This window comes from Frankia sp. CeCAU1, assembly GCF_977971845.1.
In genome coordinates this window covers 19,053-31,603 of record NZ_CDWWXA010000050.1, presented here as the reverse complement: position 1 = coordinate 31,603, position 12,551 = coordinate 19,053, and the positions used below count along the sequence as shown (strand labels likewise).

Genomic DNA, 12,551 nt, shown 5'->3' with positions numbered 1-12,551 from the left:
AGGTCTAGGTCCCCGTGGCGTGCCTCGGCCGGGTCCGCGCACGGTTCGGCTGTGGCCCCGGGCCCGCGCGGGTGGCCTGGCTGTTCCGGCCGGCCGGTGTCGGGAGCGTCCCATCAACGCGCGCGGAAAAGCCGTTGCGATGCGCCCCTGGGTCCGCGTAGCGTCACGGGTACACGAGAAGGGAGGTGGTCCAGGCTTTGTATGCTCATAGGACTCGTGAGGTGGCTGTCCGCTAGCCGGTCTCGTGGTCCTCACCTCTGGCCGGGTGGCCCATGGGCACCGGCACCGGCGAGAACCAGGCAGACACCCGACCCCCGGGCGCCGTCGCAAGTCCCGACGGCCCGCCTCCGCTTCGCGCGGCGGCGGAGCGCCCGGGGGTCGTTCAGTTCCGGATGAATTCCTGTCGTGCCGCCGGATTCCTGTCCTGCCGCCGGGTGACAACCGGTCGCCGGCACGACCGGCCCTGAGCCGGGGAGTCACAGGCAACAACCGGCAATGCTGGCCGAGTGGGCCGCCGAGCGGGCAGGATCTCGGGTATGCCGACGCTCGTCCTGCTCCGCCACGGTGAGAGCATTTGGAACCGCGAAAACCTGTTCACCGGCTGGGTGGACGTTGATCTTTCCGAGAAGGGTGCCAAGGAGGCCACTCGCGGGGGTGAGCTGCTGCGGGAGTCCGGCGTCCTGCCGGACGTGGTGCACACGTCCCTGCTGACCAGGGCGATCCGTACCGCCTGGCTGGCGCTGGATGCCGCCGGGCGCACCTGGGTTCCGGTTCGCCGCACCTGGCGGCTCAACGAGCGGCACTACGGCGGCCTGCAGGGCCTGAACAAGGCGGAGACGCTGGAGAAGTTCGGCGCGGAGCAGTTCCAGCTCTGGCGTCGCTCCTATGACACGCCGCCGCCGGAGATCGGTCCGGAGCAGGTCAGCGGGGTGGACGAGCGCTATGACGACCTTGCCCCCGACGTCATCCCGCGGACCGAGTGCCTCGCCGACGTCGTTGCCCGGATGCTGCCCTACTGGTACGACGCGATTGTGCCGGACCTGCGGACCGGCCGTACCGTCCTGGTGGCGGCGCATGGCAACTCGCTGCGTGCCCTGGTGAAGCATCTCGATCACATCAGCGACACCGACATCGCCGGGCTCAACATCCCCACCGGCATCCCGCTGCGCTACGAGTTGGACGACCAGCTGGGTGTGGTGAGCTCGGGGTACCTCGACCCCGACGCCGCGGCGCTCGCCGCGGCCGCCGTCGCCGCGCAGGGCACCAAGAAGTAGTCAGAAAAGCAATCAAGAAGATAGTCGAGACCAAAAATAGTCGGGACTATAATCATATAGTCCCGACTGGGTCATATAGTCCCGACCGGCCCGTGCCATCATCGCGGGCCATCGCGGGCCATCGCGGGCCATCGCGGGCAGCCGCCGTAGCGCCGGCGGGATGCACGCGGGGAACCGTCGGGCCGTGCGTGGGGACCACGCCCGCGCGAGACCGGGGGCGGATCTCCCCGGGTGCCCTCACGTGCCGCTGGAATCCCCGGTGACCAGGTAGAGCACCCGGCGGGCGACCGAGACCGCATGGTCGGCGTACCGCTCGTAGTAGCGGCCGCAGAGAGTGATGTCGATCGCCGCCTCCATCCCGTGCGGCCAGGGCTTCTCGATCAGTATGTGGAACAGGGCGCGGTGCAGCCCGTCCATCGCGTCGTCGTCGGCCTCCAGCTGCTTGGCGAGGTCGGTGTCCCGGCTGGCGATCACCGATCCGGCCTTCGCGACGATGCGCTGCGCGACCTGCCCCATCTCCAGCAGGGTCGCCCGGAGCTCCGGCGGGACCGCCCGGCCCGGGTAGCGCCGGCGGGCGACCTTCGCCACGTGCAGGGCGAGGTCGCCCATCCGCTCCAGGTCGGCGACGATCCGCAGCGTGGCCACCATCATCCTCAGATCGGTGGCGACCGGGGCCTGACGGGCCATCACGTCGAAGGCCCGCTCCTCGATCTCGCTGCGCAGCAGGTCGACCGTCTCGTCTCCGCTGATGACGTTCTCGGCGAGTTGGAGATCGGCGTCGAGGAGAGCGGTGGTGGCCCGGGCCATGGCCGAGGCGACCAGGTTGGTCATCTCGATCAGGGACCGGTTGATGCTGTCGAGTTCGTCGGTGAAGGCGTCCCGCACGGACGGCTCCTTCTCATTCGGTGGGGGATCGAGGGGTCAGAGATCCTGAGGGATTGATTCGATCATGGTGCTTTTGGGTACTTGCGTCGCTCCGGTTCTGACGATGATGCGGACCTCTCGCTCTCTGGTGAACATTGACGATGGGTCTGATGAACAGCTAGCGACGATCGGCGGTGGAGGCTTGCAGAGCAATACCTAGGTGGCATGCGGACACCTAGCATGCGGCGAGTGGGTGACAGGTCGGCGGATGCCATGACAACCGGTACACACCGCATCCGCGGCTCGTGCAGGTCGGCAGGCCGTACAGGGTGAGCGGACGATGGTGGACGATGACAGCGGTGCCTGGAACAGCCGGTTCGACGACTGACCTGACTACTGGTTCGGCGTCCGGCGGGGACACCGGCGGCATGACGTTGCCGGCAAGGCTCGTGCGTCGGGTGATCGCCGGCCTGCCGACCGGTCTGCTCGTCCTCGACGCCGCGGACCGGGTAGTTCTGGTGAACATGGTCGCGCGACGTATGGGTGTGGTCGCCGCCGACGAGATCGCGGTGGTGGAGCTGGCCGATCTCGTCCGGGCCACCCGACTCGCGGGCAGTGACCAGGAGCGGCAGCTTGAGCTGCCGCCCGTCCCCGAGCCCCCCCTCACCCGTCCTCGACCGGACCAGGAGGGGCTGGCGGTGCGTGCCCGGGCCCGGCTGCTGGACTCGTCCGGTCATGTCGCCGTCATCGTGGATGACATTACCGAGTCGCGTCGGGTCGAGGCCGTCCGTCGGGACTTCGTGGCGAACATCAGCCACGAGCTCAAGACGCCGGTCGGTGCGTTGCACGTCCTCGCCGAAGCGGTCGCCGCGGCCTGCGAGGACCCGGTGGCAGTCCGCCGGTTCGCCTCCCGGATGACCCACGAATCGACCCGGCTCGCCCGTCTGGTTCAGGAGATCATCGATCTCTCCCGGCTGCAGGGCGCCGATCCGCTGCCCAACCTGCGGCCGATGCGGGCGTCCGCGGTGCTCACCGAGGCGGTCGACCGCACCCGGCTGGCAGCGCAGGCCCAGGCGATCTCGGTTGCGGTGATCGGCGATGGTGACCTGCCGGTGTGTGGGGATGAGGGCCAGCTCGTGACCGCCGTCGCGAACCTGCTCGACAATGCGATCAGCTACTCGCCGCGTGGCACCCGGGTCGTGCTCGGGGTTCGGCGCAGCGGTGAGACCGTGGAGATCTCCGTCGCCGACGAGGGCATCGGGATCGCGGAGAAGGACCTGGAACGGGTCTTCGAACGCTTCTATCGGGCGGATCCGGCGCGATCCCGCGCAACCGGTGGGACCGGCCTGGGGCTCGCCATCGTCAAGCACATCGCGACCAATCACGGCGGCGTGGTCTCTGTGTGGAGCGCCGAGGGCGCGGGTTCCACCTTCACACTCCGGTTGCCGCTGTTCACCGGCGACGATGACGATGCGATGACGGACGGCTCGGACGAAACCCGCGAGGATGACGGGGTGGATGGCTTCGACGTCGTCGGGGCCGATGCCGACGCCCGCGGTCGGGGCGATGGTGAACATTATGGCGATGATGAACTCGGTGGCGGTTCGTGAACGGTGAACGGTACCGGTCATGACCGGTAGACGCGGCGGGTTCACCCGTCCCATCGACGGTAACAGGAAGCGGTCCGGGTCGGCCGGTCCGTCCAACGTAACAAGGGGAGCGAACAGGTGACCCGGCTGCTCGTGGTCGAGGACGAGGAGTCCTTCTCCGACGCGTTGTCGTTCATGTTGGAACGGGAGGGCTTCGAGGTGGGGGTCGTCGCCGACGGCCCCAGCGCGCTGGCCGAGTTCGATCGGCGGGGGGCTGATCTTGTCCTGCTGGACCTCATGCTGCCGGGGCTGTCGGGCACGGAAGTGTGCCGAACCTTGCGAACCCGTTCCACTGTGCCGATCATCATGCTGACCGCTCGGGACAGCGAGATCGACAAGGTGCTCGGGCTGGAACTCGGAGCGGACGACTACGTCACGAAGCCGTTCTCCGCCCGGGAGCTGGTGGCGCGGATCCGCGCGGTGCTGCGGCGGCGGTCGGAGAACGAGGAGGTGGGGGACGCGACGTTGGAGGCCGGCCCGGTCCGGATGGACGTTGAGCGCCATGTCGTCACCGTCGACGGGACCACGGTCACCCTGCCGCTCAAGGAGTTCGAGCTGTTGGAGATGTTCCTGCGCAACGCGGGCCGGGTGCTGACCCGGGGCCAACTGATCGACCGGGTCTGGGGGTCGGACTACGTCGGCGACACCAAGACCCTGGATGTCCACGTCAAACGACTGCGGACAAAGATTGAGCACGAACCCGGCAACCCGCGGCACCTGGTGACCGTTCGGGGACTGGGATACAAGTTCGAGCCGTGACCCCGGCGGTCGCGGCCGGAGGGAACGGTGAAGAGGTGCTCGGTGGCATGCGTCCGGGTGCGTGGTTTCCGAAGATCGTGGCGCAGCCCGACGCCGCCGTCGCCCCGGGACGGCAGGCGGCCGCGGTGAGTCCGCTCCCGGCGGGTCCACATCCCGGTCCAATGCGTCTCGGTGTGATCGACATCGGCTCGAACACCGTCCACCTGCTTGTCGTGGACGCGCACCGGGGCGGCCAGCCGCAGCCGGCCGCCAGCGTGCGCGTGCCGCTGCGGCTGGTGGAACTGCTCGACGCGGACGGGGCGCTGGACGCCGCCGGAGAGCGCGCCCTGACCTCCTGCGTCCTGGACATGCGCCAGCAGGCCGACGCGCTCGGGGTCCACGATCTGGCGGCCTTCGCCACGTCGGCGTTGCGGGACGCCACCAACGGAGAGGCGGTCCTGCGCCGGGTGGGCGAGGCCACCGGGGTCTCCATCGGCGTCCTGCCCGGGGAGGAGGAGGCCAGGTTGACCTTCCTCGCCGTCCGCCGGTGGTTCGGCTGGAGCGCCGGCCGGTTGCTGGCGTTGGACATCGGCGGTGGTTCCCTGGAGATCGGCGCCGGCATGCACGAGGACCCCGAAGTGGTCGCATCCCTGCCGCTTGGCGCGAGCCGGCTGACCCGGGACTGGCTGGCCCCGAGCGACCCGCCCAAGCGGTCCGAGCTCAGCGAGCTGCGCCGTTACGTCCGGTCCCAGATCGCGCCGATCGTGGGCACCATCTATCCCCTGGGGGAGCACACGAGGGCGGTGGCGACGTCGAAGACCTTCCGGTCGCTGGCTCGGATCGCCGGTGCGGAGTCCTACAGCCGCGGTCCCTATACCCGCAGGGTGCTGCGCCGGGACGACCTCGTGGAGGTGACGGCCAAGGTGTGCCGGATGTCGGTCGAGGAGCGCGCGGCGCTGCCGGGCGTCTCCGCCTCCCGGGCGGCCCAGCTGGTCGCGGGGGCGGTCGTCGCGGACGAGGCTCTCGATCTGTTCGCCATCGACGAGGTGGAGATTTGCCCCTGGGCCCTGCGTGAAGGGGTGATCCTGCGCCGACTGGACTGGCTCACCTCATCCTGACGATCCTGACGCCGGAGCGATGAACTCCCTTCACCTGGCAGAGGGTGAGATGAACCTTGCAGAAAGTGTTCTTGATGCGCGTAATTGCCCGATGTGGCCGTTGTCACGGGCGATATGAAGGTTCCGACCGTCATCCCGCGGATGTCTGTGCGGGCGGGGCCGCGGAGATGGCCTAGCCTGGGAGAGAGGTCGGTCGTGACGGCCAACCCCTGGCTCGCGTGGCAGGGAGACGGATTGCAGGCATGGCGTGACGACGCGCGGTCGGTGTCGCCGACCGCGATGACTCCCGCCCCGATCTCGTCCGGTGGGGTCGCGGGCGGTTCGGGGCCCGGTGGTGGTGGCGGTAGCTCCTCACTCATTGTCCCGCGCGGAGCGCCCGAGCTGGCCACGACCGCTCCGGGTGCCCGCGTGGCGCTCTCAACGGCCTCGACCTATCCTGAGTCCACCGCCTCGGCCTTCGAGATGGCGGCGCGGCTGGGGTATGACGGGGTCGAGATCATGGTCTGGACCGATCCGGTTAGCCAGGATCCGCAGGCGCTGAAGCGGCTGATGGACTATCACGGCATCCCGATTCTGGCCATTCATGCGCCGTGCCTGCTGCTCACCCAGCGGGTCTGGGGTACGGATCCATGGGCGAAGCTGGTGCGGGCCCGTACCGTAGCCGAGACGCTTGGCGCGTCGACGGTCGTCGTCCACCCGCCGTTTCGCTGGCAGCGAGACTATGCCCGCGAGTTCGTGACGGGCATCGAGCGGATGGCCGGCGAGACCGACATCCGCTTCGCGGTGGAGAACATGTTCCCGCTGCGGGCGCGGGGGCGGGAGGTCTCCGCCTATGCCCCGGACTGGTCCCCGGTCGAAGACGACTACGCGCATGTCACCCTCGACCTGTCGCACACGAGTGTGTCCCGCTCGGACCCGCTCGAGATGGCCGAGCTTCTCGGCGAGCGGCTGGTCCACGTGCACATGGCCGATGGTCTGGGCTCGGCCAAGGACGAACATCTCGTCCCCGGTCGTGGCACGCAGCCCTGTGCGGAGCTGCTTGAACTGCTGGCTGCCGGCGGTTTCGACGGCACCGTGGTGGTCGAGATCAATACCAGGCGGGCCGAGTCGCGTGCCCAGCGCGAGGCCGAGCTCGCCGAGGCGCTGGCGTTCACCCGTCTGCACTTCGCCGCACCGTCCGCCGCAGGACTCCGTTCCACCTACGGCTGATCCACCTACGGCTGATCCGCATCCGGGGTCCACCGCCGGCTGACCCACCTCCGGGGCTTACACCGTTCCCATGGCTCGCCGCCATGGTCGAGTGCCACCATGACGGAGTGTCCGTCCCTTCTGGTCGTACTCCCACCGGCTCGCTGTTCGACCCGTTGGCGGATGCCTACGCCGCGGCCAGGCCGAGCTATCCCGACCACATCTTCCGTGACGTCGAGCGGTTCCTCGGGCGGCCGCTGCGCGGCGCGGACGTGCTTGACGTCGGTGCCGGGACCGGCATCGCCACGCGTCTGCTGATCGGCCGGGGCGCGCGGGTGGTACCGGTGGAACCCGGGCCGACCATGCTGGCGCGGTTGCGCCAGCGCAGCCCCGGACTGCCCGCGGTGCGCGGGGACGGGGAGGCGTTGCCCTTCCGGGAGCAGGCCGTCGACCTGGTCTGCTATGCCCAGGCATGGCACTGGGTACAGGTACCGACCGCTGCGGCCGAGGCCGCCCGCGTGCTGCGGCCCGGCGGAGCCCTCGCCGTGTGGTGGAACGACGTCGACGCCGAGGAGTACCGGTGGTGGCAGCGCCAGCAGGAACGGCTTGAGCGGATGAACCCCGGATATCACCGCGGGTACCGTGTGCGACCGTTCGCCGACGAGTTGCGGTGGACCGGCCACTTCAGCGAGGTTGTCACCCTGACCGGCCGGTGGCGGCGCCGGATTAACATCGATGACTACCTCACGTGGCAGCGGTCGAAGTCCTACGTCGCGGCCATCGGCGATCGGCTCGACGATTTCCTTGACGCGGAGCGTCGCACGATGCTGCGCGCCTTTCCTGACGGTGTCGTCGTCGAGCCGTTTCGTACGCTCCTGGTGATTGCCCAGGTTCCCGAGTAGCGCGCGGGAGAGACAGCGTGGGCGCCTCTGCCGAGGCTCTCCCGTCCGGTGACCTTCCCCTTTCTCTGGCGCGCTGTGACGCCATGGTTCGGCCGATGTGACTTCGTGATGAACCGTGCGCACAGCGTCGCTTTTGGGGTGGCGTTGTTTTGTGGCCACCGGTACCTGCCTTGTCCCGAATTTTCCGATCCGTTAGTCTTGCGTCATTCGCACAGTGATGTCTGACTTCGCTGGCGTAGCGGGGTGATACGGGTACCCGTGTCCGGGTCATTGGTCCGACCAGGGGCATGGTTCGGGAGCGACTCACGCTCGGGTCATCGCGGCACCGTACGGTCGCCCTGGGTGTCGGGTGTCGGGTGTCGGGTGTCGGGTGTCGGGTGTCGGGACTGCCGACGCCCGATAGAGGAGGCGACGGTCATCATGCGGCTTGCCCCGCAGCAGACTGAGGCGACAAGGATAACGAGGATAACGCGCGACGGCACCCCGGCTGGCTGGGAGCCGCCGGCCAGGCCGGCCGCGGCTGCCGCCGCGGCGAAGTTCGCGTACAACCCGGCGTTGGACGGGTTGCGGATCGTCTGTATCTACACCATCCTCGCCGGCCACATGGGTGCGATCCAGGCCAGCAACGTCGCCGTCGACGTCTTCTTCGTGCTGAGTGGATTTCTTATCACCACGCTCCTGCTGACCGAACACAGCCGGACCGGGACGATCTCGGTGAGTCGATTCCTGGTGCGCCGGGCCTACCGGCTGATGCCCGCGATGTGGGTGTACCTGCTCGTCGGGCTCGCGGTGACGGTGGCGTTCAAATGGAACGACATCCCCTTCCGGGACGACTACGTCGGGAGTGCGCTCTCCGCCTTTTTCAATGTCAACAACTGGTACAAGGTCCTGCATCCTGCCGCCGGTGGGCGATGGTTGGCCCACGTGTGGTCCCTGTCCCTGGAGGAGCAGTTCTATCTCTTGTGGCCGGGGCTGTTCCTGATTGTCAGCCGCTCGGACCGGTTCCGGGCGCACCTGCTGAAGATCATTTTCGCCATGATTGCCTTCGCGGCGGTCTGGACCTGGACCGTGGCCGCCGGCGGCGCCCCGCACTCGCGGGTGTACCTCGCGCTGGACACGCACGTCGCACCGCTGCTGATCGGCTGTCTGCTGGCGGTCTGGCGTGACATCCGCCTGCGCGCCCTCGTCGCCGAGGAGCCGGACCTGGCCGCGCCGCGCCGCCGCCGGCACGCCCAGCAGATCGGCACGATGACCCCTGTCACGGCGGCGACGGTCGAGCGTTGGCGGGCGGGCCGTCGGATCGCCGATCTCGGCTTTGTTGCGGGGATCGGATTGATCTTCTTCGCCGTCCTTGGGCCGAACAAGGACGGTTATGACGCCAACTGGCTCGACCATGCCGCCTACCTGCCCAGCGCCCTGCTCGGTGCCGTGGTCATCCTGGGCGCCGACCTGCGCCGCGACGCCGGCTGGGTCCGCCTGCTCGGCAGTCCACGGATGGCCTTCCTCGGTAAGATCACCTTCAGTATCTACCTCTGGCACTATCCGGTGATCTCGGTTGCGAACGGGCAGCTGGTGCCCCGGATCGGGCTGTGGCCGTCGGTTGTCGTGGCGGCGGCGGTCAGCACGTTCATCGCGTACTTCTCGAACCGGTTCGTGGAGAAGCCTGCGCAGCGTGCCCGACCCCCGTGGGCCGACACCCCCCGTGGGCCCGAGCCGGGCGCGATCCCGGCGGCGCGGCCCGCTCCCGGAGACGCCACTGGACCCGGCGCCGCCACCTGGGCGCGCATTCCCGAACCGACCCGGGAGCCCGACCGCGGACGGTTCTCGCACCCGGCCGTCCCGCGGGCCGGCCGGAATCACCCGTACGACGAGGGTGACCGGTACGAGGGCCACCGGCACCACCGGTCCTGGGACCGGACCGGTGAATCCGGACAGCGTTACCGGCCTGACGGGGACCGCCGGGCCGCCGGGCTGTACACCCTTGACGAGGTGTATCCGGCTGGCGAGCCAGACCGGTCGGCACGCGTCGCGTCGGCCACGACCGGTCGGTCTGATCGGCTGGATCACGACTGGCCCGGCGATCCGCCCGGGGCCCGGTCGCGGGGTGGCTGGTCGGGCGACGGTGCCTGGTCGGGCGAAGGTGGCTGGTCGTCGTACGAGGTCGGGTCCGATCAACCGGCGGGTGGCCCGGACGATGCCGATGAATGGGGTGATGAATGGATCGACGAGGGCTACGTCCGTCCTTGGCCGGGGTACGGGTACGGACTCACCGAGACCGCCGATCTGTCGTGGGCGGTGCGAGGCCGGCAAAACGGCGGCGAGGAGGCGCAGCGGCAGGCGGCCACGGACCGGGCATACACCGCCGAAATAATCTACGATCCTCGATCCGTCGTCGGCCGGCAGGGCGAACGTCACGAGCCCTGGACGGGTCACGAGCCCTGGACGGGTCACGAACCCGGCCACTGGGGTGGCCACGAACGCCGGCTTGAGTACGACGGGCGACGCGGAGTTGATCGCCAGTCGGGCTACGGCTGGTAGCCCGCGCACGACGGCGGGCCGGGATCCGCATTCCGCTGGCTGCCCGAGGGCGCCGTAACCTCCAGGCCGGGGTAGAAGCGGGTGGAAGGAAAGGATGGTCATGATCGTTGCGGTCATGGGGGCGGGACGGCTCGGCGGGGCGATGCTGTCGGGGCTGCTGCGGTCCGGGCATGCCGCTCAGGACATCGTCGTGGCCGAACGTGATGCCGACCGGGCTGGTGAGATCGTGGCGCGTCACGGCGTCGAGGCGCAGGCGCCGACGGTGGCCGCAGCCAAGGCGGATGTTCTGATCATCGCGGTGAAGCCCCAGGACGTCGGGACCCTGCTGACCGAGATCGGGTCGGTGGTCGCGAACGGGACGCTCGTGGTGTCGTTGGCGGCGGGCATCACCACTGATCTTCTCGAGGAGCGGCTACCTTCGCTTTCCCCGGTGGTCCGGGTGATGACGAACACCCCGCTGCTCGTCGGGGAGGCGATGTCGGCGATCTGCGGGGGCCGCTACGCCGAGGAGAAGCACCTCGCCACGGCAGAAGCCCTGCTGACGCCGGTCGGCCGGGTGACGCGGGTGGCAGAGTCCCAGCTCGACGCGGTGACGGCCCTGTCCGGCAGCGGACCGGCGTACTTCTTCTATCTTGTCGATGCGATGATCGAGGCGGGTGTGCTCCTCGGGCTGCCCCGCACCCTGGCTGCGGAACTCATGACCCAGACCGCCCTGGGCTCGGCGCGGATGCTGCGCGAGAGCGGTGAGCATCCGGTGCTGTTGCGGGAGGCCGTCACCTCTCCGGCCGGGACCACGATCGCGGCACTGCGGGAGCTGGACCGTCGCGGTGTGCGCGCGGCGCTCATGGACGCCCTGGAGGCGGCGAGCAATCGGTCGCGGGAACTCGGCCGTAGTTGAGGGCGCCCGGGTACCGGAGCACCGGGCTCCGATGGTTGCCCGCCGTGGCGGGTAGGCTCGCCCGGTAACTTCCTCAACATAGATCGGTCGGGTACGTGGGTTCTGTCATCAAGAAGCGTCGTAAGCGGATGGCCAAGAAGAAGCACCGCAAGTTGCTGAAGCGGACGCGCGTTCAGCGCCGCAACAAGAAGTAGGCCGCTGCCAGGAAGTCAGGCCGCTGACCGGAAGTAGGTAGCGCACTAGGACGCGGGTCGCCCACCGGGGGGTGGGGCGTACCCGGGAGTCCGGTCGTACCTGGAGATAGTCGGCCGATCCGCGGTCCCCGGCGTCCGGTGTCCACCCCGCACGTCGCGAGTTCGTACCGCCATGCCGTCTCGTATCATGTGGCTTTGCGTGCTGTAACTGTCACCGTGTGGCAGGCTGTTTCCCTCGGGTGGCAGCGTGGCCGGCCCGCAGCCAGGGAGACGGCATGACGGGATCGTGGATCAATTTCCTGTCCGACTACGGCGTCGACGATGCCTCTGTAGGGGTGTGTCACGGGGTTATCGCGCGGCACGCCCCGTCGGCGCGCGTCCTCGACGTCTGCCACGCCATCGCGCCGCAGGACGTCGGGCATGCAGCCGTCACCCTGGTCGGCGCGATCGGTTATCTTCCGGTGGGGGTTCATCTCGTCGTCGTGGAGCGGCTCGATGCCGATGGTTACACCCGCGGCGCGGCGATCCGGAGCACGGACGGCTCGACCTTCGTCTGCCCGGACAACGGCGTGGCGTCGCTGGCCTGGGATGCGCTCGGTGGCGTCGCCGCGGTGCACGAGATCTCCAACCGGGAGCTGTGGCTACCGCTGCCCACCGCGGTGTTCCGGGGACGGGACGTCTATGCGCCGGTCGCGGCCCGGCTTGCTGCCGGACTCGCCCTCACCGACGTCGGCCCCCGGCTCGACCCCGACGCGCTCACGCGTTTCCAGCCGCGTGCGTGCAGCGTCGACGACGACCATGTGCACGGCGAGGTCGTGTCCGTTGACCACTTCGGCAACCTCTCGCTCAACATGACCCGGGCCGAGCTGGAGGCCGCCGGCATTCTGTTGGGAGATCTGGTCGAGGTCCGTGCCGGCAACCGCGTCATGCGGCTCACGTTCACGCATACCTACGGCGATGTGCCCCGCGGTGGAGTCACCTTGTGTGAGGACGCGTTGCGTCGGGTGATGATCGCAGTAAACTGTGGGCGAGCGGCCGACCTGCTGCGGCTGCGGCGCCAGGACGCGGTCGTCGTGGCGCAGCTGCCGAGGAGTCCGTCACCGGGACGCTCCATCCTGGATTTTCCGTTGCCGGCCCAGCGGTGATGTCGGCATCGCCGCTGGGCCGGCAACGTCGGCAGCGGCACCG

Annotated in this window: 11 protein-coding genes; 10 read left to right on the top strand and 1 reads right to left on the bottom strand. The window is 69.1% G+C overall.

Annotated features, from left to right (window positions below):
* Nucleotides 1–536: 536 nt before the first annotated feature.
* Complete coding sequence (locus AC08OO_RS11270; RefSeq protein WP_023839828.1) at nucleotides 537–1,274, top strand: phosphoglyceromutase; 738 nt, start codon at nucleotides 537–539, stop codon at nucleotides 1,272–1,274.
* Between the two features lie 237 nt (nucleotides 1,275–1,511).
* Here the strand turns inward: AC08OO_RS11270 and phoU are convergent, their stop codons facing one another.
* On the bottom strand, nucleotides 1,512–2,159 hold the full coding sequence (gene phoU, locus AC08OO_RS11265) for a phosphate signaling complex protein PhoU (protein ID WP_476609853.1): 648 nt from the start codon (nucleotides 2,157–2,159) through the stop codon (nucleotides 1,512–1,514).
* 329 nt (nucleotides 2,160–2,488) lie between these two features.
* Here phoU and AC08OO_RS11260 point away from each other — a divergent pair, with 329 nt between their 5' ends.
* The 9 genes from AC08OO_RS11260 to AC08OO_RS11220 all read left to right on the top strand — a co-directional run bounded on the left by AC08OO_RS11260 (nucleotide 2,489) and on the right by AC08OO_RS11220 (nucleotide 12,508).
* Nucleotides 2,489–3,748 carry a sensor histidine kinase gene (locus AC08OO_RS11260; protein WP_476618487.1) on the top strand — a complete coding sequence of 420 codons (1,260 nt, stop codon included), beginning with the start codon at nucleotides 2,489–2,491 and terminating at the stop codon, nucleotides 3,746–3,748.
* A 117-nt stretch (nucleotides 3,749–3,865) separates the two neighbouring features.
* Nucleotides 3,866–4,546 carry a response regulator transcription factor gene (locus AC08OO_RS11255; protein ID WP_011434934.1) on the top strand — a complete coding sequence of 227 codons (681 nt, stop codon included), beginning with the start codon at nucleotides 3,866–3,868 and terminating at the stop codon, nucleotides 4,544–4,546.
* Complete coding sequence (locus AC08OO_RS11250; protein ID WP_476609851.1) at nucleotides 4,543–5,643, top strand: Ppx/GppA phosphatase family protein; 1,101 nt, start codon at nucleotides 4,543–4,545, stop codon at nucleotides 5,641–5,643. The genes AC08OO_RS11255 and AC08OO_RS11250 overlap by 4 nt, the downstream gene beginning before the upstream one ends.
* A gap of 279 nt (nucleotides 5,644–5,922) precedes the next feature.
* Nucleotides 5,923–6,852 (top strand): sugar phosphate isomerase/epimerase family protein, encoded by a 930-nt coding sequence (locus tag AC08OO_RS11245; RefSeq protein ID WP_476609854.1) that lies wholly within the window; start codon nucleotides 5,923–5,925, stop codon nucleotides 6,850–6,852.
* An 83-nt stretch (nucleotides 6,853–6,935) separates the two neighbouring features.
* Nucleotides 6,936–7,733 (top strand): class I SAM-dependent methyltransferase, encoded by a 798-nt coding sequence (locus AC08OO_RS11240; protein WP_476609850.1) that lies wholly within the window; start codon nucleotides 6,936–6,938, stop codon nucleotides 7,731–7,733.
* A 420-nt stretch (nucleotides 7,734–8,153) separates the two neighbouring features.
* Nucleotides 8,154–10,271 carry an acyltransferase family protein gene (locus tag AC08OO_RS11235; protein WP_476609849.1) on the top strand — a complete coding sequence of 706 codons (2,118 nt, stop codon included), beginning with the start codon at nucleotides 8,154–8,156 and terminating at the stop codon, nucleotides 10,269–10,271.
* A gap of 100 nt (nucleotides 10,272–10,371) precedes the next feature.
* Nucleotides 10,372–11,169: a pyrroline-5-carboxylate reductase gene (proC, locus tag AC08OO_RS11230; protein ID WP_476606880.1), complete on the top strand. Its 798-nt coding sequence runs from the start codon at nucleotides 10,372–10,374 to the stop codon at nucleotides 11,167–11,169.
* Nucleotides 11,170–11,264: 95 nt separating this feature from the next.
* Entirely contained in the window at nucleotides 11,265–11,363 is a 99-nt protein-coding gene (locus tag AC08OO_RS11225) for a 30S ribosomal protein bS22 (protein WP_003948845.1), read from the top strand.
* A gap of 275 nt (nucleotides 11,364–11,638) precedes the next feature.
* Entirely contained in the window at nucleotides 11,639–12,508 is an 870-nt protein-coding gene (locus AC08OO_RS11220) for an SAM hydrolase/SAM-dependent halogenase family protein (protein ID WP_476606879.1), read from the top strand.
* The last annotated feature ends 43 nt before the right edge of the window (nucleotides 12,509–12,551 follow it).

Excerpts from the sequence above, each read along its gene's own strand:
- AC08OO_RS11270 (WP_023839828.1), top strand. The coding sequence starts at position 537 with ATGCCGACGCTCGTCCTGCTCCGCCACGGTGAGAGCATTTGGAACCGC.
- AC08OO_RS11260 (WP_476618487.1), top strand. The coding sequence starts at position 2,489 with ATGACAGCGGTGCCTGGAACAGCCGGTTCGACGACTGACCTGACTACT.
- AC08OO_RS11245 (WP_476609854.1), top strand. The coding sequence starts at position 5,923 with ATGACTCCCGCCCCGATCTCGTCCGGTGGGGTCGCGGGCGGTTCGGGG.
- AC08OO_RS11240 (WP_476609850.1), top strand. The coding sequence starts at position 6,936 with ATGGTCGAGTGCCACCATGACGGAGTGTCCGTCCCTTCTGGTCGTACT.
- AC08OO_RS11235 (WP_476609849.1), top strand. The coding sequence starts at position 8,154 with ATGCGGCTTGCCCCGCAGCAGACTGAGGCGACAAGGATAACGAGGATA.
- proC (WP_476606880.1), top strand. The coding sequence starts at position 10,372 with ATGATCGTTGCGGTCATGGGGGCGGGACGGCTCGGCGGGGCGATGCTG.
- AC08OO_RS11220 (WP_476606879.1), top strand. The coding sequence starts at position 11,639 with ATGACGGGATCGTGGATCAATTTCCTGTCCGACTACGGCGTCGACGAT.